Below are 20,082 nucleotides of genomic sequence, written 5' to 3' on the forward strand. Positions count from 1 at the left end.
ACGCTCGGTGGCCCGACATCGCAGGATGTCGGGCCACGGAGCGTGTGGTGAGTGAGTCCAATTGGACTCGGATCGGTTCGTCGGGGTTACGGGCGGACCGCTACCGCGTCCACCTCGAAAAGCATGTCGGGGAGGGCGAGGGCGGCCACCCCGAGGAGGGTTTGGGCCGGCGGCTTGTCGCCCCAGATGCGGGTGATCACCGCGAGCAGGGCTTCGAGCTTGGTGTGGTCGTGGTCGACGATGTACGTGCCGAGTCGGACCACGTCGCGGAAGCCCAGGCCGGCCGCGGCCAGGGCGGCGCCCAGGTTGGCGAAGGACAGTTCGACCTGCGCCGCGAAGTCCGATGAGTCGACCGCGCCGGTGGGGCCGGAGGCGTACTGGCCGGCAACGAAGACCAGGCCGGGGGCCGGGACGTCGACCACGTGGCTGTAGCCATAGGACACCGGGTTGTGCAGGTCGGACGGGTTGGTGATGGTGAACGAGGTGTTGCTCATGGTCGAGGGCTCCTTGGCGCGGTGATGGCTTCGAGCGCGGTTGTCGGTGTGCGTGGTGGTCGGTTCCCGGTTGGCCGGCAAAGCGTGCCTGCGGTCAGTGCGGTGAAAAGGGGTGAGGCCGGTGGCGAGCCACAGGGTCGCCGTGGTGGTGAAGCCGTCGACGGCGAGTGCGCCGAGTAGCGCGCCGAGGGCGATGGACAGGTTGAACACGGCGACGAACCGCGACGTCGCGGCCTCGGCCGCCTTGGGTGCGGCGGGTCAGGCCGATCGCGATGGTGAGCAGGATGCGGCGGGCGTTGTGGGAGGTTCGGTTGCCCGCCGCGAAGTTGCCGCCCACAGCCGCCAGTCCATAGCCGACGGGCGGGAGGGCGATCAGGCCGTGATCGACACCGGATACGTCACGCAGGATGGGCCGGACGAAGGTGGACGCGACGAAGTGGCCGGTGATCAGCAGGAACGTGAGTGCCAGACCGGCGCGGCACGTACGCCCCGGTTGTCGCGACCGCGCCACGGCGAGCCAGGCACGCACCATCGACCAGGGGGTGGTGGCGGGGCGGGCGGCGTTTCGTGGGGCCGTTGAGGGTCGATGTGAGTGACGGGGCGAGGGTCCCCCTCCGAAGCCGGTGGTGTGGTTGAGGTGGTGGGGTGGGCTGCGGTTTTTATTCTGGATGCCACCTATCCAGAATGCAAGCTCTCGATGCCCCACCCCACCGCAACCGCCCCGCCCGCAGCCCGGTTTCACCGGGTCGGTCAGCCTTCCTGTACCGCCTGGCTCAACCGGGCCAGGCCACGGCGCAGTTCGCGGGTCGCGCCCACCGGCACGATGGCGGCGCGGCCGGGGACGCGTACGCCGCCGGTGAGGGCCACCCGCGTTCTTCCATGCTCCGGGACGGCCGCCATGCCGATGATCACGAACCTGCTCTGCAGCCAGCACCACCCCGGGCGCAGCACGCCCTCGAAGCGGGCCCGCATCCCGTATCGGCTGCGTGCGTGCGCCTCTATACGATCGCCGTCGCGTCGTAGTACCCGAACGTGGCGCATGTCCGGCTGGAATCGACCGAAGCCGTGTTCCAGGTCCCCCATCACCGCCCAGACGTCGGGGAACGGCGCATCGACGATCCCTTCGACGATGCGCGCTCCGGGGATCCCGGCGATCAGCACCCGGAGTCGGCCCACCGCGTCGATCGGCTCGGCGTCGATGTCGGTGGTGGCGTCGGTGTCGGCGTTGGTGTCGGGGGGTTCAATCTTGTCGGGTTCGTGTGGCTTGCTCATGCCGTCCACATCCTTCGGAATCCCGCCCGGGCGCGGTGCAGCCGGGACTTGACGGTGCCTTCGGGGACGCCGAGCAGGTCGGCGGCGGTCTGTTCGTCCAGGCCCTCGATGTCGCGCAGGACCAGTACGGCGCGGTGTTCGGGGGATAGCCGGGCCAGTACGTCGTCGATGTCGGCGGCGAGTTGCGGGTCGCCGGGTGCGGGCGGGTCGGCCCGGTCCGTGGGGACGTCGCGGATCGCCCGCCGCGCGATCCGCACCGCCTCGCGCACCGCGATTGCCCGGACCCAGCCGTACAGCGCCTCGGGTTCGTCGAGGGTGCGCAGGGCGCGGAAGACCACGACGAGGGTTTCCTGGACCGCGTCCTGCCGGGCGTCCAGGGCGATCGGGCCACAGATGGTGGTGACGTAGGGGATCAGGTGGTCGAGCAGATCGCTCATCGCGAGGGTGTCGCCGCGGCGGGCGGCGCGGGCAAGGGCGACGCCGCGCGCACGGCGCTCGGCGGCTCGGTCCTCGGTTCCACGCTTGGGCACGGTGGTGATCATCTCCCGGCGGCCCGCGTTCGGAGCAGCCGACTCGGCCGCCGGACGACGCCGTCCAGCGCGACGCGCGCGGCGGCGTATCCGAAGCCCACGCACACCGGGGTGTAGACGGCGAGGTTGAGCCGGTAGAACGTGCTGCCCGGATCGGCTCCGACGCCGAGGGCCCAGACCACGCCCGCTCCGGCCCGCACGGTGAGCCCGGTGGCCACGGCCGCGCTGACGAGCGCGGCGAGTCTGCCGCCGCGGCCCCGGCTGTGTGCGTATATGCCGACGGCGGCGGTGGTGAGCAGTGTGCACAGCGGGAGCAGGACGCGTGGGGTGAACGGGACGTCGGCGTTGAGCAGTCCCTGCGACAGGGCCTCGGTGCTGCCGGCCGGCCAGGTCGCGCCGGTCGCCCAGAAGGCGTGGACGAGCGCGTCGCCGGCCAGCAGCGCGGCGACGGCGGTGCCTTTGCGCCGGCGCCCGGCGGTGGCCGCATCCGGGGTCGCGGCCATGTTGGTGGTGGTTCTCGTGCTGCCTGCGGCTTCGGCGGCGTTGTGCATGGCGCGATCCCCTTCCCGGGCCGACGAGTTGTCGGCCGATCGCCAGGAAGAGGACGCCCAGCCGGGAAAGGTTCCATGTGATGGCGGACACATCCGGGGGGCGTTTCGGGACGTGTTCGCGGCCCGGGGGCCGGTCGGGAATCACGCGATCCTCGATCCGGGCGACGGGGTGTACGCGCTCTACGCGCACCTGCGGCGCGGGTTGTCGGGCGTGCGGATGGGCGAGCGGTGCGGGCGGGTGCGGGGGGTGCGGGCGATGGACGTCCCGGGGAGGTGCGGCAACGCGACGACCGATTGCCGCCGGCACCGCCCCGCGCCGGACTTCACGATGGACCCGTGACCTCCGAGAACACACACCCCGCACCCCGGCCCATCGCCGACGCCGACACCGACACACTCGCCGTCCTTCGGCGGTTCTTCGCCGCGGAGGCCGCGTACGTCGCCGCCGGCGGCCGGGGCAAGGCGAGCTTCGCCGACCTCGCCGCCTGCCTCGATCCGGACGTCGTCATGTACCAGTCGCCCGGACTCCCCTACGGCGGTCCCCGCTACGGCCCGGAGGGCATCGAGGACTTCATGGCCGCGATGGGCGAGGCCTGGCGGGACATGGAATTCCTCGAACAACGTTTCGCCATCGACGGCGAGCGGGCCGCCATCCTCAACCACGGCCTGCTCACCGCCCGAGCCACCGGCCGTGTCCTCGACACGTGGGTGATGCAGATGATCACCATCCGGGATGGCCTGATCACCGAGATCCGGCCGTTCTACTGGGACACCAAGGCGGTCGACGCGGCCCTGATCCCGTAGATTTCCCGCGCCCCGGCGCGAGAGGGCCCGGCAGCTTGACGTGTATGGGGACGACCGGCGGTGGACGGCAGCGCGGCCCGGGGCGGGATCGGGGCACCGGCGCACACGGGTACCGTTGGCTACGCCAGGTGGAGGACCCGGCGGTGCAACGACGGAGTTCCCATGTCCCGTACCGCACATCACCCGATCCCGCGTCGCCTCGAAGAGGCGGGCGGATCGGCTTCTTCCGGAGCACCGTGGCGATCCGTCCGGTGCTTCGATCTGCGCTACAGCGCCCGAGTCCTGGCGGAGGCGGCTCGCGAGGGACGTCGCCCGCGTCCGCGGCGGATCGTCCGGCGGGTCGATGTGTACGCCTGGGGGCGCCATCTCGCGTGCGATGGGGAAGTCGGCGCGGCGGCCGCCCTGGCCGAGGGGCGGGAACGGATGCGACTGCGAGTGGGGGTCGTTCGGGTGCGGGCGATGGTCCATGGCTCGGCTGCCGGCGGCTTCGACGTCACGGCGGCGGAATCGGTGGACATTCCGCCTGCGCGGCATCGTCGGAACGGGCTCTGTCAGGTCTGATGCGCGATCCTGCGTCCCTGGCCACCTCGGCGTTCGTGGGGGACGAATCGTCCCGGAACCGCGGCGGCCGGCGGCCCTGGTGCCGGCGCGAGCTTCGAGTGGCACGCTCGCCACGGGGTTGCGGCGGCGGCGAGGGCCGCCGCAACCCCGTGCTGTCCGCGGGTGTGGTCAGGCGACCTCCGCCGCCCGCTCTTCGGTGTCCGTCGCCGGTGCGGGGAAGCGGTTGCGGAAGGTGAAGGCGTACGGGGTGGGGCCGTGTTCGCGCAGATGGTCCAGGCGCGCTTTGCCCTCGGCGACGGTCGGGATGGTCCCCGCCGGGAGCCACCACACCACCTGGGTGATCTCGGCGAGGTGGTGGAACCAGTCCTGGCGCCGGCGCAGGTATTCCAGGTGACCGCTGCGGTAGACGAACTCCCAGAGCAGTTCCGGGGTCTCCCACACCGACATGGTCACGATGGAGTCGGGGTCGTAGGGGCGGATGTCGGTGGACGAGGGCACTCCCTCGTCCTCGCCCGTCAGGCGCCAGACGAAGCCGGGCGCGCCGTCGGCGAGTTCGTTGACCGGGTCGAGACCGGCGACGAAGTCGACCATGGTGGGCGTGTCCAGGGGAGCGAGCATTCGCGCGACGTTGAACTGGGCGATGTGGTGTGTCGTCGGCATGGCATCACCTCACCAGGTCCCGGAGAATATGTCAACGAGAATTGTTTTTAGAGATCGAGGGCGGCAAGGAAGTACGTCCCGCGACGCGGGTCGAGGTGCGTGCCGGTGGTGCGCGGGAGCGATGCGAGGGTTCGGGCATGGGTGGCACCGCACCGGTCGGGCAACGGACTTCCCGGCGTGGTGCAAGCGGGCCGCCCGGCTCACTCCGTCGTCGCCGCCGCTGTCGCTTCGGCGAAGGCCGCCCCTACGGGGCGCGTTCGACCACCACGCAGCAGCGGCCCGGTACCGAGTCCAGGCGGGCCCGATGGCCGGGTGCGTCGACGCCGTCGAGCAGACCTTCGAGCAGGGCCAGGTTCATTCCGCACACCAGCGGCGGGAAGTCCTCGGCCAGTTGGTGGAACGGGCAGTTCCGCAGCAGGATGCGGGACGCCTCCGGGACCGGCTCGTAGCCGCGCGCCGTCAGCGCCGCCAGCACCCGGGTGTGCTCGTCGGCCTCCCCCGTTGCGGGCGGCCCGCCCCCGAGGGCCCGGCCGGCCACCCGCCCGGCGTCGTACGCGGCCGCGTGTACCGCCCGGTCGGCGCCGGCCCGCTCGATCGCGTCCGCCAGGATCTGGCCGGCCGTGTCGTAGGCGCGCGGGGGCAGCGTTACGCTCGTCTCGACCGGGTTGCGGCGGTACAGCTTCGCCGGCCGCCCCGCGCCGGGACCGCCCTTGCCGGCGGGCCGGGCGTACTCCGCGGTGAGCAGGTTCGCCTCGACCAGCTTGTCGAGGTGGAAGGCCGCGAGCGTGCGCTGGATGCCGACCGCGTCCGCCGCGGCCGCCCGGCCGACGGGACCCTCGGCCGCGACGACGTGGCGGTACAACGCCCGGCGCACCGGATCGACGAGCACCCCGACCGCGTCGAGCGCGTCGTCACCGGGCGGGGGAGAGGGGAGGTCGGACACAACCGGAGTGTAGGCGAACGCGCCCGAACCCGACGCCCCCGCGCCCGCCCGGCACCACCGCCGGCCACGAAGGCCCGCCGAGGGTCCGCCCGAAGGCCCGCCCCTGCCGAGCCCATCGGCGCGAGATCAGGATTCGGCCGCCGCCAACATGTCCTCGGCCGCCCGGGTGAAGGCCCGGGCGAGGGGGGAGAGGGCGGCGGTGCGGTGGATCAGGGCCCAGGACAACACGGGGGAGTCGTGGATGGGGATGTACGCGATGTCGCCGCGAGGGAAGTACTTGACCGCGTGCAGCGGCACCGGCGAGATGGCCAGGCCCGCCGCGATCGTGGTCAGCGTCTCGTGCGCCGTCGAGCTGACCGGGCCGCGCGGGATCGGCTTGCCGCTGGGCGTCTGCGCCGGGTTGATCGCCTCGGCCCAGTACGCCGGTACCGCGTCGTCGAAGCCGAACACCGGCCCCACCGCCAGGTCTTCGAGCGATACCGACTCGCGCCCCGCGAACTCGTGCCGGGCGGACACCGCGAGCACCAGCGGCTCGGTCAGCACGATCGGCCCCACCGTCAAGTCGGGCTCCTCCACCGGCAGCCACACCAGTTGCAGGTCGACCTCGCCGGCCCGCAACAGCCCGAACGGATTCCCGAGGTGCGCCTCGCGGATCCGCACCTCGCAGTCGGGGTGCCGGGTCCGGAACGCCTCCAGGATCTCCGGGATCTCGGCCAGCGTGGCATCCATCGTGCCCAGGCGCAGCGTCCCGGTCAGGCCGCGTGCCGAGGCGGCGGCGCGTTCGATCCCGTCCTGGATGCGCTGATAGCCCGCCGCCAGGTCTTCGCGCAGTTGGTCCCCGATCGGGGTCAGTGCCACACGTCTGCTGGTCCGCTCGAACAGCGGGGCGCCGATCCGGCGTTCCTGCTGTTTGATCGCCTGGCTGACCCGCGCCGAGGAGATCAGCAAACGATCCGCGGTGCGGCCGAAGTGCAACTCCTCGGCCAGCACGAGGAAGATCTCGATGTCCCGCAGCTCCATATGCCCCCGCCGTTCGTTGCCATATCGTCGTGCCGTATCGCCGTGCCGCGCTCGCGGCCGTGCCGTTGTGCCCCGTCGTTCGAGCCGAGCCGAGTCGAGTCGAGCCGACCGATCCGCCGCAATGCCCCGCATCGTTAACCCGGAGGTTAACGCTCATTGCCGGCATCGCCGTTGTTCCGACCCTCGCCTCGGCACGATCGTAGACACACGCCGGTCCGCCCGGTCGACTCCACCCGACTCGGCCGGCGGCGACCCGCGCCATGTACGAGGGCTCGAGGGAATCGGGGAGTGCCATGTCCAAAACCGCCATCGTCACCGGGGGGACCGGGCGACTCGGCCTGGCCGTGCTACGCGGGTTGTGCCGCCGACTCGCCGCCGACGACGTCGTCTACCTCACCGCGCGCGACCCCGAACGCGGACAGGCCGCCGTCGACCGCCTGCGCCGCGAGGGGTTCGCGCCGCGCCTGGCCGCGCTCGACCTGTGCGATCCGGCCGGCGCCCAGGCGTTGGCCGACACCGTCGCCGCGCGGCACGGCGGCGTGGACATCCTGATCGGCGGCGCCGGCGCCCGGATCGACCTCGCCACCCGCAATCAGGACCAGGTCGGGGCGTACGTCGACGCCAACAACCACGGCACCCGCCGGCTGATCGAGGCGTTCGCGCCGCGACTGCGCGACGGGGCCCGGTTCGTGTGCGTGGTCGGCGATCTCGGCGGCCTGCGGCACCTGCCCCATCGGCTGCGCGCGCGCTTCGACGTGGACCTGGTGAGCCTGGCCGACCTGTCGCGGGTGATGGACGACTACGTACGGGCGGTCCAGGACGGGCGGTCGGCGGCGGAGGGGTGGCCGGCGTGGATCGGCGTCCCGTCCGCGATCGGCACGGTGGCCGCGGTGAAGGTGCTGGCCCGCGATCTGGCCCGGGACCCGGCGCGGCGCGACATCGTGGTCAACGTCGCGTGTGTGGGCCCGGATCCGGCCGCGCCGGGTGACGCGGGCACACGGGAGAAGGCGCTCGAACGGGCCGCCGCCGACGTGGTGTGGCTGGCCACGCTTCCGGCCGGCACCCGTACGCCGCACGCCGAACTGGTCCGCGAGCGCACGGCGTTGCCCTTCCGGGCCTGAGCGCGCGGCGTACCGGGGCCGGGTGTCGGGGACCGGCTGTCGGGGTGGCGGGCGCCACCGGATCCGACGGAGCTATCACCCACTGGCATCATCCGCGTTCGTCGTCACCGGGGACACACTCGCCCTGACCGGAATTCCCCCGGCGAGTCCCCGGCGTCCCACCGGCGACCGCCGATTCCCGGCATGAATGGAGTCCCCCCAGATGAATCGACCGAATCGATCGAGTCTCCCGCGCGACCCGAGCCACCCGAGCGCCCCGAGCCGTCCGGAGCGCCGGCGCCGTGCCGGCCGCCGCAGGACGGTGTTCTCCGCCGCGCTCGGTCTCGGCCTGGCCGCCGTACTGACCGCGGTGCCGACGTCCGTCTCCGCCTCCGCCTCCCCGTCCGTGTCCCACCACCCGGTGCCGAGCCACCACACCGCGTCGGCCTACGCGGGCTCGGCCGCCGATCAGGCCGGCAACAAGGCGTTCTTCGACGCCGTAATGAGGTCGGTCAGGGCCAAGCAGGCCGCCAACCCGGGCCTGCTGAGCGTCACCATCACCTACGACGCGAGCCAGGCGCCCTCGTTCGCGTCCGAGATAGCGCAGAGCGCGCAGATCTGGAACAACGCGGTCAATAACGTGCAGTTGAGCGAGGGCGGGGGCGGTGGTGCCGACTTCGCCTACTACGAGGGCAGCGACCCGCAGGGCTCCTACGCCGACACCGACGGCCACGGGCACGGGTACATCTTCCTCGACTACCAGCAGAACCAGGAGTACTACTCGGTCCGCGTCGCCGCGCACGAGACCGGCCACGTGCTCGGTCTGCCGGACAACTACTCCGGTCCGTGCAGCGAACTGATGTCCGGTGGCGGGCCCGGCCCGTCCTGCACGAACACGCAGCCGGACGCGCAGGAGCGCAGCGACGTCGAATACCTGTGGGAGAACGGCCTGGCGGCGAACTCCTCCGTGTTCAAGAGGGTCCACTGACCGTTCGCGGGATCGGCTGACCGATAGCCGACGCCAATCCAGCCCGTAACCCCGTAACCCCGTAACCCCGTACCCGTAACCCCGTAACCCCGTAACCCCGGCTCCGACCCCGAGCTTCGCTCCCGACCTCGGCCTCGACGACCCACCGATGGGTCGTGGCGACCGAGGTCGGCTCGTGTGCGGCCCCGCGCCCGCACCCCCTCGCACGTCCCGGCGCGGGGAAGTGCGCCGGGACGTACGGGGTCGTGCGGGCGCGGCCGCGTGCCCTGCGTGGCCGGTGGGCCGCCCGGAGACGCCGCGCCGGCCTCCGGGCGACCCACGTCACGAGTCGAGTCGGTCGCGGGTCAGCCGCTGACGCTCTCCCGACCGTTCTCGATGTGACCGGCCAGACGTCGGACGAAGCCGTCGGCGCCCTCGATGGTCACCGTGACGTCGTACCAGCCGTCGGCCGAGCCCGTCGACCAGTGCACCGTACGGTCGCGGCCGGGCTTGAGGGTGATCGTACGCTCGCGGTCGGAGCAGCCCTGCCCGTAGGCGTTGGGGGTGAGCTTGAAGGTCACCGACTGCTTGCCGTGATTGACCAGTTCGAGGTCGAGCACGCGCCCGGTGGACCGCACCCGCGAGGTGACCTCGGCGCCCGCTCCGGGCGCGGTCGGCGCGGTCGCCCCGGCGAACTCGCGGCGGAAGCCGTTCGGACCGATCAGCGTCAGGTCGTAGCGCTCGCCCTTGAGCGCGATCGTGTCCGAGCGCCGGCCGCGCACGTCGTAGTGCTTCGGCTTGGCCAGATCCCCGGAGTACGGGAACAGTTGCAGGTGCACGCTGGACTGCCCGCCGTTGGCGAGGTCGAGCGTCAGCGTGCGCTTGGAGGCGTCCAGCCGCGCGGAGGCGTCGGGCTGGTACGGCAGCGGCCTGGCCGGGCGGCGACCGCGCTCCGGCTCGGGCAGCTTCTGGTTCGCCGGCGGCTCGGGCCGCCAGCGCGAGGTGAACGCGGGGGCCGGCGCCGGGCGCGGCGGCACCTGCGAGCGGCGGGCCCGGTCGAAGTCGAACGCGCCGGTCAGGTCGCCGGACACGGTCCGTCGCCAGGCGCTGATGTCGGGGGCGCGTACGCCGGTCCAGGTCTCCAGGAACCGGGTCACCGAGGTGTGGTCGAAGATCTCCGACGAGACGTAGCCGCCGACCGTCCACGGCGACACGATCATCATCGGCACGCGGGCGCCGAAGCCGATCGGCAGCCCGTTGTAGTACTCGTCGGTGACCTCCGCGGGCGGGCAGGGCGCCGGCACGTGGTCGAAGAAGCCGTCGTTCTCGTCGAACGTGAGCAGCACGACGGTCGAGTCCCAGATCTCCCGGTTGGACGCGATCGCGTCGAGCACCTGGTAGGTGATCGTGGCGCTGGCGGCGGGGGACGAGGCGCTCGGGTGCTCGGAGTCCGCCGCGGAGGGCACCAGGTAGGACACCTCGGGCAGGGTCCCGGCCGCGATGTCGGCGCGCAGCGCGTCGGCGAGGGAGTGCGGCCGGCCGCGACGCAGGCCGCGGTCGTACAGGACCCGCTCGGCGGGCGACAGCGTGGCGACGCCCTGTTCCAGCTTGGCCAGCATGGCGTCCTGCTCGGCGGCGGGTACGCCGGCGAGCTTGCCGTAGAACGAGTCCAGGCTCTTGAAGCCGCCGGCCGCGGCGAGCGCCTTGCGGGCGACCTGCTTGAACGAGACGTAGAACTCCAGGTTGTTGTCCTGGTAGTTGTCCCACTCCTGGTAGACCTTCCAGGATCGGCCCGCGCGCTGCAGCTCCTCGGCGTAGGTGGTCCAGGAGTAGCCCGCGTGGGTGTCCTCGGAGTACGCGGCGTTGTCGATCGCCCGCCGGGTGGTGCTGCCCGGCTCGTAGCCGGTGTAGCCGCTGACCAGGTAGTTGCGGTTGGGCGAGGTCGACGAGGGCAGCGCGCAGTGGTACGCGTCGCAGATCGTGAAGGTGTCCGCCAGCTCGTAGTGGAACGGCAGGTCGGTGCGGTCGTAGAAGGCCATCGTGGCGGGCGACTTGGCGCCGATCCAGCCGTCGTTCCAGCCGTCGTTCCAGGCCTTGTGGCCGCCGTCCCAGCTGTGGTCGAGCGCGCCGATGTACTGGAGGTCCTTCGACGCGTCCTGGGCGGCCTTGCGCACCGGGAAGGGCAGGACGTGGCCGGCGGTGCCGCCGGGCTGCTCGAACACGCTGCCGCCGTCGCGCAGGCGGATCGCGTTGCGGTCGCCGAAGCCCCGCACGCCGCGCAGCGTGCCGTAGTAGTGGTCGAAGGAGCGGTTCTCCTGGACCAGCACGACCACGTGCTTGATCGCCTTCAACCCGCCGCGCGGGGGCGGGGAGGCGAGGGCCTGCTGGACGGACGGCGGCAGGAGGGAGCCGGCGACGGCGAGACCCGCGCCGCCCGCGCCGAGCTGGAACAGGCGGCGGCGGGATACGCCGGAGGGAGGCTGGGGGGAGGCCGACACGAAATGCCCTTTCGAGGACGCGGAGAGCCGGACGCTCGCGCCTGTCGACGGGGGTCGGCGGTGCGGGCCCGGCAGGAGGGGCGGACGTACGCAGTTCATCGCTCCGCGCCCTACCGGGGAGCGGATCGCGGGTGACGGGCAGGCGAACATCCGCCGGCCTGAAAGCCGGTGACCTGCTTCATGGCGACCGACCGTTACGTCCGCAGGGCCGGTGCAGCGGTGTTTTCGCAGCGCATGCGGCGTACACCCGCCCGCTCGGCGCGCCGGGGAGGGGCGCCGCCGGACGTGGGCGGGCGGGGACGCCCGGGCGCGTCGGCCGATGGCGCGGCGGCGCCCGTGGCGTGGCCGCCGAGGCGCCGGTTGGGGATGTGATGGCCCGGGGCGTGGTGGTGCGGACGCCGGCGCGGGCCGTGTCGGGCGAGGTGGTCGGCGGGCTCGCCGTCGTCCGGGCCCGGGTGCTTCCGGTCGAGCCGGGTCGGGCTTGCGCGGGCCTACCCGGACCCGGGCCCGGAACGGGTCGTGGTCGCGTGTGTGATGCGGGTCGGCGTGCTCAGGTCGTCGGGTCGGCCGGGGGCGTGGGCTGTTCCTGCGGCGCGGACTCCGCCGCCTCCGCCGCTGCGGCGGCTGCCGCCTTGGCCGCGGCCTGGAGGGTCTGTACCGGGGTGTTCGTGCGCAGGGCCTCGACGAAGATCAGCTGATCCGGGCCGAGTTGGGCGTGCAGCGTGCCCTCCTCGACGTGGGCCTCGGTCAGCCAGCCCTCGGCCACCAGGATCTCGGCCGCCGCCACCGCCTCCTCCGGCGTACTCGCGGTGAGGCCGGCGAGGAAGTCGAGGTCGGCCCGGGCCGCACCGTGCGCGTCGCAGTGCGAGGTGATGCCGAGGGCGGCCAGCCGTACCCGCGCCGGTTGTTTGCGGAGCTTCTTGTGCGCGATCAGCCGGGCCACCCAGCCCGACGACCGGGTCCGGGGCAGCTTGCCCAGGGTGAAGCCCTCCGCGCCGGGGACGCCGCAGCCGACCGGGTCCTCCTCGGTGGCCAGCAGGTCCTCGACGTCGACGCTGAGCCAGCCGGACGCGGTCAACTCGCCGACCGCCGACTCCGCCTCCTTGCCGCACACGCCGCGCAGGTCGGGGCCGGTCAGGTTGGCGACGCCGGTACCCACCCCGCGCAACAGGCAGACCAGCGCGAGCAGTCGGGCCACGGGCGCGGTGCCGGGGGCGGTGCGGCCGATGTACGTCAGCGCGCCGCGCACCGGCTCGCCCAGTCCGCTCACCGCCCAGTGCCCACCGGGCTCCGCGTCGGGGCGGGCGCTCTCCCACGGGATGCCCCGCTGCTGGGCCAACTGCTGCAACGTCGTCTCGTGCGCCCGGCGGGCTCGCTCCGCTTCGGCCCGGACCAGCCCCGTGCCCAGCGGATACGGCACCTCGGCCCACACCGCGAGCGCGGCGGCCTTGCGCTTGGTCAACTCGGCGACCACCGTCAGATCGGCCACCCCGGAGGCCTGATGCGCCCGGAAACCCTCGACGATCGAGGTCAGTTCGGCCAGCAGCGCGTCCGGCAGCCCCGGCGGCACGGTCAGCACGCCGAAGCGCCGCAGCCCGGTCTGCTCGCCGTCCCTGGCGCCCTTCTGCTCACGCGGCCGGCGGGCCTCCTTCGACAGCCGAGGCTCCGGCACGGGCCGCGCGCCGCGGGCCTGTTCCGGCACGGCCCCGGGCCCGACCGGCTCGCGCAGCTCCGGCATGGTCGGCGACATCGGGCGCGGCAGCACCGGTTTGGCGGCGCCCTCGGTCGTGCTCCGGCCGGCCACGGACACCTCGATCGGTCCGTCGAGCCCGACCGAGGCCAGCGGCGGGGACAGGGCGAGCAGACCGCTGTCGACCAGATCGCCGGCGATGCTCATCGCACTGCGCGAGCCGATCGTGCGCCCGTTGGGCCCGGCCAGTCCGGCCACCTCGCGGATGGTGACGGTCTGCCCGGCCGCGGCTGCCGCGGCGAACAGGGCGAACACCCGCAACTCCACCGGGGCCATACGATTCACATCCATCGAGCCGACCCTGGCGGCACGCGTCTTCAGAGGCATGCCCCCTTGTCTACCGCACCGAGCCCGGGCCCGAAGCCCCATTCGAGCCCAACACCCGAAAGGACTAACCGAACACCCCGCAAACAATCCGAGAACTCCGCGACCGCCCCCACCCCGATTGCCACCCCGAGCAGCCGCGACACCCGATTTCCTTGCCACAGCCGCCCGTTGCCCCGCCGACGCCACCGCCGGCGCGCGGCGACTCGTCGCAGATCGGCCAGAGGTGGGCCGGGGTCCGGAGGCACGCGACGGCCACAGGCCGGGAACCGTGTCCCGGATGGCCATGGACGGCTCGGTCAGCCCCGGGATCTCGCTCGGTGCCGCCATCTCGCTCGGTGCCGTCGTCTCGCCGGACCGGTCGCGAGCGGGTGGTCCGGGGTCACGACAGGTCCTCGGGGAACCAGCTGATGCGGTAATGGGGCCCGCCGCCCTCGTTCCGTGTTGTGTGAACGTCACGTGGATGGTGACGGCCATGCCCCTCAGGGCGGTCGACTTCGGGAGGAACGGACCGGTCTCGGCGAGGTGGTCGGCGCACTCGTAAAGGCCCCTTCTTCGGGCAGGGGATCGTCGTCGACTTGCCACGGGGCGGTGCGTGGGCCACCCGCGGCTTCCGCAGCGCGCGGAAGAAGGCCGGCGACGGTCGGGCCGGCCGGCTCGAAGCAACGATGTGCGCCGTCGAGACGGGGCGCGGGTAGCCGAACAGTTCGGCCTCGCGCGACGAGCGTCGGCGCGTTGCCGATCACGTCGACCGCGAGCGGGAGCAGGGCGTTGCCCAACGAGCGGCCGAGCGCCCCACGCTCGCCCCCACGCACTCGTGTGCACGAAGGTAGGGGCCGACGGGGGTGGTTCGGGGGGGCGGGGTTCAGGAGGGGGAGAGGTGCGGGGGCGGGCGGTCGTCTTTGGTCGCCCCGGCCTCGCGGAACGGTGTCGGCGCCGTCGAGCGCGGCCACGTTGCCCGCCTCCGGCACGCCGGCGCCGAACACCGCCGCCGCTCGATCGGGCACCGCCCGCGCCGCGCCGATCCCATCACGGACGAGCTACCGGTCCTTCAGCTCGACGATGATCTCGTGATAACGCTGCTCGCCGACGTTGACCGCGGTCTCCATCCCGCCGCGCCGCATCGGCACGACCACGCCGGGGACCACGTCGGCGGCGAAGTACTCGCGATACTCGCCCGCGCTGTCCGGCTCGGGCTCGACCGCGATGCGATCGCCCGCGATCTGGACCAGGTAGTAGTCGAGTTCGTGGCGGTGTACATCGCTGCGGGCGCCGGGGGACAGTTCCAGCTCCCAGATCCGGACCCGGTCGTCCTCGAACAGGACCCGGGTGCCGATGCCGCCGAGTGTGCGTCCGGTGGCCGACTCGTCCGTGTCGGGCACGGTTTCCTCGCTCATTTGATCCGTCCTCGGGTCGATGGGATTTCCCGCGTGGGTGAGGTTCCGGTGTCGCCGCGTGCCGCGTGCCGCGTGCCGCGTGTCGCGTGTTCAGCAGCCCGCGTCCGGGTCGATCGTGTTGCGCAGTTCCTCGCCCGCCAGGTAGCGGCCGAGGTTGTCCCGGAACAGGCGGAACACCTCGGTGAAGTGTTCGAGGGCCGCGCTGGAGCAGTGCGCGGACAGGTACAGGTTCGGCGCCGTCCACAACGGATCGTCGGCCGGCAGCGGCTCGTGGGCGACCACGTCCAGCGCCGCGCCGCCGAGCCGGCCGCCACGCAACGCCGCGATCAGGTCCGGCTCGACCACGAACGAACCCCGCCCGACGTTGCAGTAGAACGCGCCCTCGCGCATCGCGGCGAACGCGGCGGCGTTCATCGTGCCCACCGTGTCCGCCGTCTCCGGCGCCGCCGACACCACCGCGTCGCAACCCGCCAACATCTCGTGCAGGTCGTCCGGGTGGTAGAGCCGGTCCACATGCTCGGCCGGCAACTCCACCCGACGCCGCGTCGCGTGCACCCGCATCCCGAACGCCTGTGCCCGGCGCGCGATCTGGGTGCCGATGCCGCCCACGCCGATCAGGCCGAGGGTGCGGCCTTGGAGGAGCCCGCCGAACGCCGGCCGCCAGCGCCGGGCCCGCTGCGCCGCGTCCAGGTCGCGGTGGCGTTTGACGAAGGCGAGCAGCCGGGCGAGTACGAACTCCGCGATCGGCGCACCGTTGACCCCGGCGGCGCTGGTCAGCCGGACGCGTTCGGTGGGCAGGCCCGCCGAGAGCAGTTGGCCGTTGCCCGCCGCGCAGCTCTGTACCCAGCGCAGGTTCGGCGCCAGCGCCGCCACGTCGAACGGCAGATCGGCGACCAGGGCGATTTCGACGCGGGCCAGGAGGTCGCGTTGCTCGGCGGTCAACTCGGGCGCGAGCGACCGTAGTTCGGGCCGGCTCGCGGCGCCCGGTCGGCCGCGGGCGGTGCGCAGCTCCTCGGGTTCGAGATAGCGGCAGTCCACGATCTCGATGCGCGGATCGAGCGCACGCACGTCGTCCAGGTCGGCGGCGAGTGCGTGTGCGGGGCGGATGTCCCAGGCCGGGGGGTACATGATGCCGACCACGATGGGTGCCGGGGGGTTCAGGTCGGCCATGCGGTGGTTCCTCCCGGGGCGGCGTGCGTGTTCGCGAGGCAGGCGGGCGTGGCGGCGACGGCGGTGCGGGCGTGGGCGTGGGTTCGGGGGCCGGTCACGTGTACACCGACCGGGCTCGCAGTGCCGGTTCGGCGTGTGCGCGTCCTATCCGCAGTGCGGTGGCGCAGGCATGAGAACGTTGTTCCGGATAGTAGGATGCGGCGTTCCGACAGACAAGAGCGTCGAGGGTTTCGAAGATCTCCGGGCTCTCCGGGCTCTCCGGGCTCTCCGGGACCTCGGGGATCGAAGGTGGGTGCCGCCGATGGACGGGATCGAACCGGCGGTGGATTCAGGCGGGTTGGTGGGCAACGCGGTCCGCCGTCCGCTTGAGGCGCGGTGGGCGGTGTACGCGCAGGAGGTGCGTCGGCTGGTCGACGCGACCTATCGGGTGGTCGAGCGCACCGGCAGCCTCGATCCCACGATGCGCGACATCCTGCGCGAGTCGGGGTTGTCGAACCAGGCGTTCTATCGGCACTTCCGGTCCAAGGACGAACTGCTCGTCGCGCTGCTCGACGACGGGCGGCGGCGGATGGCCGCGTACCTGGACCACCGGATGTCTGCGGCCGACGACGTCGCGGGCAAGGTGGTGGCCTGGATCGAGGGCGTGTTGGCGCAGGCCGGCGATCCGGTGGCGGCGGCGCGTACCCGTCCGTTCATGGCCCATCAGGACCGGTTGGCCGAGCTGTTCCCGGTCGAGCAGCGGGAATCGGTGGAGGCGATGATCCGGCCCCTGCGCGAGGCGCTGACGAGGGGCGAGGGGGCGACGGCGACCGGCGACGTGGAGGCCGACGCGCTCGCGGTGTACCGGCTGACGCTGGCAACCCTGCACGACCACCTGCGCGCGGGCACCCCGGTCACACCGCAACACACGGCGCACACGGTGCGGTTCGCGCTGGCGGGGCTGGGACTGGGGACAGAGTCGGAGTGACCGTTCGGACGAAGGGGCCCGCTCCGTCGAACTTTCGGCGGCGCGCCCCGGATCGTGATCCGGAAGCCGCGACAGCAGCGCGACCCGGCCCGCAGGCCGATCACGCAACGACCAAACGCCCGCCGACGGCCCGGCGCCCCACAGGTCCTCGTACACCCGCCCACCCTCGACCGGATGCCGCACGAGCATGCCCGGGACCGCCTTGCCCGCGGGACGCCCGCGCGGCCGTGTACGCGCCTCGGCATCGAGCAGAGCAAGCAACCACGCCCACCACTCGCGGCGTTCCGCGCCGAGCGCCAACGCCCCAACCAGGCAGGCGGCGGCGACGAGCGCGGCCGGGACCCACGGCAGCCACCACCACACGCGCCCAGCGGCCCTCGCCCCGCGCGAGCGGCCGAGCACGTCGCGAACCACCTTGCCAACCGCGCGGACCTCACACACATCGAGCCCTCACCACTGGAGCGGCCGCCGGAAACAGCCGCCCCGATCGCCGCCCGGCGCAACGCTGGAACGCACATACGGCGGGACCCACCGCAAGGTGCACCAGGAGGTGAACCCCGCCCTCGGGTGTCTTCGCCGCTTCGCCGCTGCCGCCGTAGTCCTCCTCGCCGCGAGCGCGGCGCCGGCCGGCCCGCCGTCCGGCCCACGGGCGGGTGAAGCGTCCCAGGCGGTGCACAGGCCCTCGAACCGCGACCGGAAGTGGTCGGACTCGACCCCGATGCCGCGCCGCCCGGCGGGACCACGACCGTCCGTACCGCCGTTCCCGATCGCGACCCGGACACGACCGCCTCCCGTTCACGGTCGTGGTCACCCTGCCCGACGATCGCCCCCGCCACCGCCGTCGTCCCGGTCCATCTCTCGCCCGACCCGCCCATCACAACCCCGGCCGGTGGAAGCGTCATGCTGCGAAGCCCCGCCGACCGTACGAGAACAACGACCGGACACACCACACACCCGCCGGCACCGCGAAGACCACCCATCCAACCCGATCCACAGGCCGCCACCAAACCGGCGACCCGGGAGCCAAGTCAGTCCCCTACGGCATGCTCACCTGCATGAACGAAGACGCCTTCTGGCAGCTCATCGAGGACTGCAGGCCCGCAGGACCCGACCCGGACGCCGAGATCCTTACCGCCACGCTGACCGAGCGGCTTGCCCAGTCTCCGTTGCCGCTGGTCATCGGCTTTGCCGAACAACTGTCATGGGCGCTCTACCGACTGGACCGCAAGGAATACGGAGACGACCTGTCCGGTGACGCCTTCCTCTACACCCGTGCCGCAGTCGTCGCCGCCGGCCGCACCGCATTCGACAGCGTCCTCCAGGACCCGGCGGCCTTCATTCCCTATGCCACCGACCTCATCTGGGCCGAGCCCCTGCTCTACGCATCGGACCAGGCATACGAACGCATAACCGGGGAGGAATGGGACCGCGAAACTCGCTACTCCTACGAGTCCTGTTCGAACACCGAGGGCTGGGCCGATTGAACGGCGTTTCCTGCGGGTGGCGACGAACCTGAGCGCCGCTGATCGTGTACGCCCGAAGCCCAAAGTCACCCACAGACGCCGTCATCAGAAGTCAACGAAGCCACAGCTTCGCGAGCGGCCCATACAGCGTCGACACGCACACGCGGCGCAACCCGTACGCAAGACCTCAAATCACGCGGCCACGCCCGCCGCCCCGCACACCGCAAACAACCCTCACACACAAAGGCGCCCGCATCGCGTCCATCGCCACCGCAAACCCGCGAAGCACCAACTGCCATCGCAACCCGGCACCTGACCCAAACCCCGTCCGAATCACGACGGGGGCACCCACCGCAGCCCACGACACCACCGTCAGCTCACCCGCCCGCCTACACACCCATCCACACACCCACAAGCAACTCCACGGCCCCACACGACGCCGAGCAGACAAACACACCCGCCAAGGACTCCACCAAGCGCCGGAAACCCCGGGCGCTGCCCAACTACCCCCCCGCACGTCCAAAGCCTCACTACCACTACCACTACCACCACCACCCCAAAGGCCTCGTCACCACGAACGAACAGCCCAACTCCCCCAAGATCGCCCGGACTTCAGAAAATCGCCACCGCCTTCCCCCTCCCAGCGGACGAGTTCCCCCACCACGCCGAGCGGTCGCTCTTTCCCCGCACGCACGTCTACCGTGTCGCGTCATGACAGTCCTGATCATCGGCGGCAGCGGGTTCCTGGGTACCGAATTGGTTCGTCAGGCGACGGCATCCTCGGAACATGCGACGGCTGCAACCTTCTCCACCCGGCCCGGCAACACCCGAGAAGTACCTTGGCACGCCCTCGACCTGCGAGACCCCGCCCGCATCGAAGCCCTCATGGCGCAGGTACAACCGCGCGTCGTCATCAACGCAACGAGCGGCGGACCCGATTGGCCGATCACGGCCGAGGGCCCGATCCGCTTGGCGATGGCCGCGGCGAAATACCGCAGCCGCCTGGTCCACGTATCCAGCGACGCGGTGTTCTCCGGCGCCCGCGTGCACTACGACGAGTCCTGTCTCCCCGACCCGCTGACCCCCTACGGCGCGGCGAAAGCCGCAGCGGAGACGGGTATCCGTCTCGTGAACCCGAAGGCCATCATCGCCCGTACCTCGCTGATCATCGGAGACCAGCGGTCGGCACACGTACGCGCGGTGCACGACCTCGCAGCCGGCACCCGAACCGGCGTCCTGTTCACCGACGACATCCGCTGCTCGATCCACGTCGCCGACCTGGCTGCCGCCCTCCTGGAACTCGCACACGGCAACCGCTCCGGCATCCACCACCTGGCCGGCCCCGACGCGATAAGCCGCCACGAACTCGGCACCCTGATCGCCAAACGCGACAACCTTGACCCCACCCGCCTCCCCACAGGCCGCCGAGCCGCCATTACCCTCCCGGGCCCCCTCGACGTCCGCCTCAACAGCCAAACCACCCAAGCAGCCCTCCAAACCCCCCTACGAGGCGCCTACCAGTTCCTCACAACCCACCCGTAACCACCCCACAAACCCTCACACAAACCCCAACAAAACAAGCCAACCAACCAACCCCCTCCCGCCATCCCA

At 72.1% G+C, this 20,082-nt stretch carries 18 protein-coding genes; 7 read left to right on the forward strand and 11 right to left on the reverse strand.

Going from position 1 to position 20,082, the window contains the following annotated elements:
• Nucleotides 1-86: 86 nt before the first annotated feature.
• The 4 genes from ACFRCG_RS43475 to ACFRCG_RS43490 form a co-directional block, all read right to left on the reverse strand.
• Entirely contained in the window at nt 87-704 is a 618-nt protein-coding gene (locus ACFRCG_RS43475; RefSeq protein ID WP_380042149.1) for a RidA family protein, read from the reverse strand.
• A gap of 540 nt (nt 705-1,244) precedes the next feature.
• Nucleotides 1,245-1,766, reverse strand: coding sequence for a hypothetical protein (locus ACFRCG_RS43480; protein ID WP_380042151.1), 522 nt, complete (start codon nt 1,764-1,766; stop codon nt 1,245-1,247).
• Complete coding sequence (locus ACFRCG_RS43485) at nt 1,763-2,296, reverse strand: RNA polymerase sigma factor (protein ID WP_380042153.1); 534 nt, start codon at nt 2,294-2,296, stop codon at nt 1,763-1,765. Before ACFRCG_RS43485 ends, ACFRCG_RS43480 begins: the two co-directional genes overlap by 4 nt.
• 8 nt (nt 2,297-2,304) lie before the next feature.
• Nucleotides 2,305-2,847: a DUF3995 domain-containing protein gene (locus ACFRCG_RS43490; protein WP_380042155.1), complete on the reverse strand. Its 543-nt coding sequence runs from the start codon at nt 2,845-2,847 to the stop codon at nt 2,305-2,307.
• Here ACFRCG_RS43490 and ACFRCG_RS43495 point away from each other — a divergent pair.
• Both ACFRCG_RS43495 and ACFRCG_RS43500 read left to right on the forward strand, forming a co-directional pair.
• Nucleotides 2,846-3,187, forward strand: a complete 342-nt coding sequence (locus ACFRCG_RS43495) for a hypothetical protein (protein WP_380042157.1) — start codon at nt 2,846-2,848, stop codon at nt 3,185-3,187. The genes ACFRCG_RS43490 and ACFRCG_RS43495 overlap by 2 nt on opposite strands.
• Complete coding sequence (locus tag ACFRCG_RS43500) at nt 3,184-3,651, forward strand: nuclear transport factor 2 family protein (protein WP_380042159.1); 468 nt, start codon at nt 3,184-3,186, stop codon at nt 3,649-3,651. Before ACFRCG_RS43495 ends, ACFRCG_RS43500 begins: the two co-directional genes overlap by 4 nt.
• 729 nt (nt 3,652-4,380) lie before the next feature.
• Here ACFRCG_RS43500 and ACFRCG_RS43505 read toward each other — a convergent pair.
• From ACFRCG_RS43505 to ACFRCG_RS43515, 3 genes are all read right to left on the reverse strand, one after another.
• Entirely contained in the window at nt 4,381-4,872 is a 492-nt protein-coding gene (locus ACFRCG_RS43505) for a DUF3291 domain-containing protein (protein WP_380042161.1), read from the reverse strand.
• Nucleotides 4,873-5,116: 244 nt separating this feature from the next.
• Nucleotides 5,117-5,815, reverse strand: coding sequence for a helix-turn-helix transcriptional regulator (locus ACFRCG_RS43510; RefSeq protein WP_380042163.1), 699 nt, complete (start codon nt 5,813-5,815; stop codon nt 5,117-5,119).
• A gap of 126 nt (nt 5,816-5,941) precedes the next feature.
• Complete coding sequence (locus ACFRCG_RS43515; protein ID WP_380042165.1) at nt 5,942-6,835, reverse strand: LysR family transcriptional regulator; 894 nt, start codon at nt 6,833-6,835, stop codon at nt 5,942-5,944.
• A 293-nt stretch (nt 6,836-7,128) separates the two neighbouring features.
• Here ACFRCG_RS43515 and ACFRCG_RS43520 point away from each other — a divergent pair, with 293 nt between their 5' ends.
• Both ACFRCG_RS43520 and snpA read left to right on the forward strand, forming a co-directional pair.
• Nucleotides 7,129-7,956 carry an SDR family NAD(P)-dependent oxidoreductase gene (locus tag ACFRCG_RS43520; RefSeq protein ID WP_380042167.1) on the forward strand — a complete coding sequence of 276 codons (828 nt, stop codon included), beginning with the start codon at nt 7,129-7,131 and terminating at the stop codon, nt 7,954-7,956.
• Between the two features lie 202 nt (nt 7,957-8,158).
• The gene (gene snpA, locus ACFRCG_RS43525; protein WP_380042169.1) at nt 8,159-8,923 is read left to right on the forward strand and encodes a snapalysin; all 765 of its coding nucleotides are present in this window, start codon (nt 8,159-8,161) and stop codon (nt 8,921-8,923) included.
• A 344-nt stretch (nt 8,924-9,267) separates the two neighbouring features.
• On the opposite strand, the gene ACFRCG_RS43530 is transcribed toward snpA, so the two are convergent.
• The 4 genes from ACFRCG_RS43530 to ACFRCG_RS43545 all read right to left on the reverse strand — a co-directional run bounded on the left by ACFRCG_RS43530 (nt 9,268) and on the right by ACFRCG_RS43545 (nt 16,041).
• Complete coding sequence (locus ACFRCG_RS43530) at nt 9,268-11,400, reverse strand: phosphocholine-specific phospholipase C (RefSeq protein ID WP_380042171.1); 2,133 nt, start codon at nt 11,398-11,400, stop codon at nt 9,268-9,270.
• A gap of 550 nt (nt 11,401-11,950) precedes the next feature.
• Nucleotides 11,951-13,477: a hypothetical protein gene (locus ACFRCG_RS43535; protein ID WP_380042173.1), complete on the reverse strand. Its 1,527-nt coding sequence runs from the start codon at nt 13,475-13,477 to the stop codon at nt 11,951-11,953.
• 1,037 nt (nt 13,478-14,514) lie between these two features.
• Complete coding sequence (locus ACFRCG_RS43540; RefSeq protein ID WP_380042175.1) at nt 14,515-14,871, reverse strand: hypothetical protein; 357 nt, start codon at nt 14,869-14,871, stop codon at nt 14,515-14,517.
• Between the two features lie 90 nt (nt 14,872-14,961).
• Nucleotides 14,962-16,041, reverse strand: a complete 1,080-nt coding sequence (locus tag ACFRCG_RS43545; protein ID WP_380042177.1) for a D-2-hydroxyacid dehydrogenase — start codon at nt 16,039-16,041, stop codon at nt 14,962-14,964.
• 301 nt (nt 16,042-16,342) lie between these two features.
• Between ACFRCG_RS43545 and ACFRCG_RS43550 the strand changes: the two genes are divergently transcribed.
• From ACFRCG_RS43550 to ACFRCG_RS43560, 3 genes are all read left to right on the forward strand, one after another.
• Nucleotides 16,343-17,008: a TetR/AcrR family transcriptional regulator gene (locus ACFRCG_RS43550; RefSeq protein ID WP_380042179.1), complete on the forward strand. Its 666-nt coding sequence runs from the start codon at nt 16,343-16,345 to the stop codon at nt 17,006-17,008.
• A gap of 1,055 nt (nt 17,009-18,063) precedes the next feature.
• Nucleotides 18,064-18,492 carry a DUF4240 domain-containing protein gene (locus ACFRCG_RS43555; RefSeq protein ID WP_380042181.1) on the forward strand — a complete coding sequence of 143 codons (429 nt, stop codon included), beginning with the start codon at nt 18,064-18,066 and terminating at the stop codon, nt 18,490-18,492.
• Nucleotides 18,493-19,182: 690 nt separating this feature from the next.
• Nucleotides 19,183-20,013, forward strand: a complete 831-nt coding sequence (locus ACFRCG_RS43560) for an SDR family oxidoreductase (RefSeq protein WP_380042183.1) — start codon at nt 19,183-19,185, stop codon at nt 20,011-20,013.
• Nucleotides 20,014-20,082: the final 69 nt, after the last annotated feature.

The organism is Embleya sp. NPDC056575 (assembly GCF_042793325.1).
Lineage (GTDB): Bacteria > Actinomycetota > Actinomycetes > Streptomycetales > Streptomycetaceae > Embleya.